Genomic DNA, 3388 nt, shown 5'->3' with positions numbered 1-3388 from the left:
AAATTAGGCGATGTCGCTAAGTTAGGGAAAGCTGTTGAGCTGGAAAAACTGGAGGGGTACATTGGCACTTATAAAGGTCAGAAAGTATTGCTACAAAACGTCGATGTTGTGAAGATGGATTATGTACGACGTTCGACTGCTGATAGGAATTTATTGAGGAAGGAGTTTGATAATGGTGTCCGTAAAAAATTCCTTAAAGATATAGCTAACAATCCCGAAGTTGTGAAACGCCTTGACGCCTTCGATCGCAGCGTTCTAGCCAAAGGCGTTGTACCCGATGGTTATCAGGTACACCACAAGCTACCGCTAGATGACAGCGGCAATAACAGTTTTGATAATCTAGTGTTGATAAGTACGCGCCCTGAGCATGCGGCCTTCACCACTACGCAGAAGCACATAACAAAAAATCTTACCCCCACGGGCACTAATATTGTGTTATGGCCAAAGCCTCAAGGCATAATTTATCCATAGGAATATCTATGACCGACATTGAAAAAGCAGTGACTACTTTTCAAACGTACCGAGCTGCGATTGGTTACCCGAAAATTCCACCCTATGAGGGGGAGGTTATTGAGTATGATTTTGGGCGTAAGATTGAATCTAATCAGCCAGATTTCTGGAAGCAATATCATGAATTTCTACGCTTGAGTGATGGACTTGCTGCTGATGGTGTTTATTTTTATGGCATAGCCTGTGAAGGTAAGTTGGTCGGGAATCGCCTTATCGACAACAACGATGCGTTGCGCGATGGAGATATGTATGATGAAAGCATGGACGGATTGATCGCAATAGGGTCAAGCAATAGCGATATTTTTGTTTATGATACCAATACTCATAAATGGGAAAGCCGTGACCGAATAGCGATTTATGATATCAATGAATCTTACGATACCTTAGCTGAACTGATAGATAGCCAGTTACAGAGAATCAATATAGGTGATGCCTTTTAATGGCATGATTTATTTGTGAGGTGCGTATGGCAAATTTAGAAAAAGCGGTTAATGAGTTTAATTGCATCAGCAAAAGTATGGGATACAACATCAATCCACCTTATACAGGCCACCTAGGAACTTATGACTTTGGACGAGAGATAAGCCAGAGCAGCCTGATTTCTGGAAGCGATACGGCTCTTTTCTGCGGATTAGCAATGGGTTGTGTGCTGATGGATGCGTATTTTATGGCATGAGTGACGGTGAAGATGCTGCTGAGCGCTCCAAAGCCAGCCAGTTAGTAACAAATAGTAACGTTCAAGCCTTCCTCCAGTCCGTACAGCACGAAAGCGTACGGCGTTCTTTACCACGATGGCCTTCTTGAACCGTAACGGCGTCTTTATCCGTGATGTGGGTAATGAGCTGGAGGAACTCACTGTTAGGGCTGCGACAGGAGAATTGACCGCCGGAGAATTGGCGCAACGGTTGCGGTTTCTGGTTGAACATTGAGTAACCGCCCTGAATTGAAATCAGGGCTTCTAATACGCTCACCCATAAGTTGCATGGCTACTGACTGGTTCGCTTCATCCTGCGCTTAATGTTGTCAACGGCGCTGGTGGTCCAAGTACCTCCCCGCGCTGGCCTGATCCCCAATTCGTTTAATCTATTGATAATGGCTTTGTTGCTGGACTGAATGCCAAGCCTCTCTGTTTCACTGACCATCTGGCAAATAACATCTTTTGCGGTCAACACCGTTGTGCTGGTGGCCTTCACTGTTTCAGGTTCAGCCTGTGCGGTAGGTAAAGCAGTAGAGCCACCGAGTAACCCTTCCATTTGACTGATAAGAGCCTCCATACGTGACTCTGGCGAACGTGAGGTATCTGGCTTGCCTAACTTATCCAGAACAGCCCCTAGTAGCCACGCAGATTTATCCTTTCCTGAATGCTTTACTGCCTCATCAATCTCACCGGCCATTTCAGCCGGCACTCTGAAAGAAAACAGCTTGCTTTGTTTTTTATCCATCATGTGTAAACACCGTAATCAGGTTGTGTGCCAATTCACTCACGTTGCTGTGTGTAAACACGTATACAGAAAATAGTGTATACGTGTATACGAAAATGAGAAAGCCCTACCGTGACTGGTGTAAACGTGTATACGGCATATTTTTATGAATCATTTAATATCCCTTTAATTGCAATAGTTACTTGAATCATTTCATTTATTGCAATATGTTTAACTGGATAAATAATCAGTTGAGGTTAAAAATGAATCGTAAAAATAACACGCAAGCCGTGCTCTTGACCCGCAATCAGGTTGAGGCCTTACGCCATTTGCAAGAACGTGAACGCGGACGCTCAGAGTTTGGTATCACGCCCTCCATCCATGAGGTTGCTCGTGGGCTGGTCGATAGCGCCCTTAAAACCATAGGGAGGGGGTAAGGCATGGAACAGTCTTATCAGCCCGGCAGAGTTATTAACGTGGGTGCGGGTCCGGTACCTAAAGATTGCTTTGGCCGCTCATACATGAGTGTGCAAATCGCTGGACGCCAGCTGGAATGGCAACCCGCCTCAATGACTACCTCAGATGCCCGTGATATCAAGGCCAAGGCATTGACGGAGGCTTATATTCAGGTTGTCGCATTGCAAGCCGCTGTCAGCACCCAGTTAGCGACTCCTGAAGAAACAGCCGCATTGGTGTTGTGGCAAACCTACCTGGTACTGATGAACCGTGTCGATCCTGAGAGTCCACTCGATATCATCTGGCCGGAAAAGCCAGAGGGCGGACTTCATGATAAATCCTAACCTCGCTCATTTTCTTGGCATCTCACGAAAAACCACAGCAACAAAACAACCTACGACAAAAAAAGCAGGTTCATTGATGAAAAATTTCAGTCATTTATTTGGTACGCGCCTTAATGCCTCGGTGGATATTGTTGATACTGATAAGCAGGAATCCAAGGCGGTTTCCATAGCAAAACCCAGCCAGCACAGCCGCTCACACAATGTGGCTATTTCTGACGAGGCGAAAGCCAGCCCAGTATTGGCCTTCCGATTACTCAAAGACACAGACCTGAGTTCATCGAAGATTAAAAAACGACTGGTAGAAGACGCCGAAGCATTATCCGTATTTACTCAGAAATTTATGGAGCAGCGCGATCCGACGTGGGAGCTTCAGGACGATGGAGAAAAGGCCATGACCGCACTGACTTATTCCGCGGGGAATGGTGATACTAATGGCTATTTTGCGGCAAGACAGAAGGCCACAAAAGCACTGGCCAAGATGGTGGAGCCAATGACCGAAGATGAAACTCAAGCCATGATTGAGCGTAATAGGCAGCGTATGAATGCGGCTGACCCTAATACCCCTGATAACGTCGAGGCACGTAAACAGGCTGAGGAAGTATTTAATCAGGAAATGGCCCATGCCACAGCCCGCCGTAATGACCGGCTACGGGCTAC

The 3388-nt window shown here is 46.2% G+C and carries 7 protein-coding genes and 1 pseudogene; 7 read left to right on the top strand and 1 reads right to left on the bottom strand.

What is annotated here, in order from left to right; translation table 11 throughout:
• The 4 genes and pseudogenes from AEP37_RS22855 to AEP37_RS22845 all read left to right on the top strand — a co-directional run.
• Positions 1-471: HNH endonuclease signature motif containing protein (locus tag AEP37_RS22855; protein WP_049615473.1), on the top strand; the 471-nt coding region annotated here is incomplete at its 5' end.
• An 8-nt stretch (positions 472-479) separates the two neighbouring features.
• Positions 480-950 (top strand): YrhA family protein, encoded by a 471-nt coding sequence (locus AEP37_RS22850; RefSeq protein WP_049615472.1) that lies wholly within the window; start codon positions 480-482, stop codon positions 948-950.
• Positions 951-976: 26 nt separating this feature from the next.
• Positions 977-1206, top strand: a pseudogene (locus AEP37_RS26395) (YrhA family protein); the annotation flags it as partial.
• A 95-nt stretch (positions 1207-1301) separates the two neighbouring features.
• The gene (locus AEP37_RS22845; protein ID WP_408068348.1) at positions 1302-1439 is read left to right on the top strand and encodes a hypothetical protein; all 138 of its coding nucleotides are present in this window, start codon (positions 1302-1304) and stop codon (positions 1437-1439) included.
• A gap of 57 nt (positions 1440-1496) precedes the next feature.
• Here AEP37_RS22845 and AEP37_RS22840 read toward each other — a convergent pair whose 3' ends face one another.
• Positions 1497-1955 (bottom strand): hypothetical protein, encoded by a 459-nt coding sequence (locus AEP37_RS22840; RefSeq protein ID WP_049615471.1) that lies wholly within the window; start codon positions 1953-1955, stop codon positions 1497-1499.
• A gap of 239 nt (positions 1956-2194) precedes the next feature.
• On the opposite strand from AEP37_RS22840, the gene AEP37_RS26730 reads away from it, so the two are divergent.
• The 3 genes from AEP37_RS26730 to AEP37_RS22825 all read left to right on the top strand — a co-directional run.
• Positions 2195-2368, top strand: coding sequence for a hypothetical protein (locus tag AEP37_RS26730; RefSeq protein WP_049615470.1), 174 nt, complete (start codon positions 2195-2197; stop codon positions 2366-2368).
• Between the two features lie 3 nt (positions 2369-2371).
• Positions 2372-2731, top strand: a complete 360-nt coding sequence (locus AEP37_RS22830) for a tail fiber assembly protein (RefSeq protein WP_049615469.1) — start codon at positions 2372-2374, stop codon at positions 2729-2731.
• A 76-nt stretch (positions 2732-2807) separates the two neighbouring features.
• Positions 2808-3388, top strand: a 581-nt coding sequence (locus AEP37_RS22825; protein WP_049615474.1) for a hypothetical protein, incomplete at its 3' end; no start/stop codon positions are given.

Origin of the sequence: Yersinia pekkanenii (assembly GCF_001152565.1) — a bacterium.
In the GTDB taxonomy this organism is placed as follows: domain Bacteria; phylum Pseudomonadota; class Gammaproteobacteria; order Enterobacterales; family Enterobacteriaceae; genus Yersinia; species Yersinia pekkanenii.
The sequence above is the reverse complement of the archived record's forward strand: the minus strand, read 5'-3'. Positions and strand labels throughout refer to the sequence as shown.

Coding starts and splice junctions, on each gene's coding strand:
- AEP37_RS22850 (WP_049615472.1), top strand. CDS start 480: ATGACCGACATTGAAAAAGCAGTGACTACTTTTCAAACGTACCGAGCT.
- AEP37_RS22845 (WP_408068348.1), top strand. CDS start 1,302: ATGGCCTTCTTGAACCGTAACGGCGTCTTTATCCGTGATGTGGGTAAT.
- AEP37_RS22840 (WP_049615471.1), bottom strand. CDS start 1,955: ATGATGGATAAAAAACAAAGCAAGCTGTTTTCTTTCAGAGTGCCGGCT.
- AEP37_RS26730 (WP_049615470.1), top strand. CDS start 2,195: ATGAATCGTAAAAATAACACGCAAGCCGTGCTCTTGACCCGCAATCAG.
- AEP37_RS22830 (WP_049615469.1), top strand. CDS start 2,372: ATGGAACAGTCTTATCAGCCCGGCAGAGTTATTAACGTGGGTGCGGGT.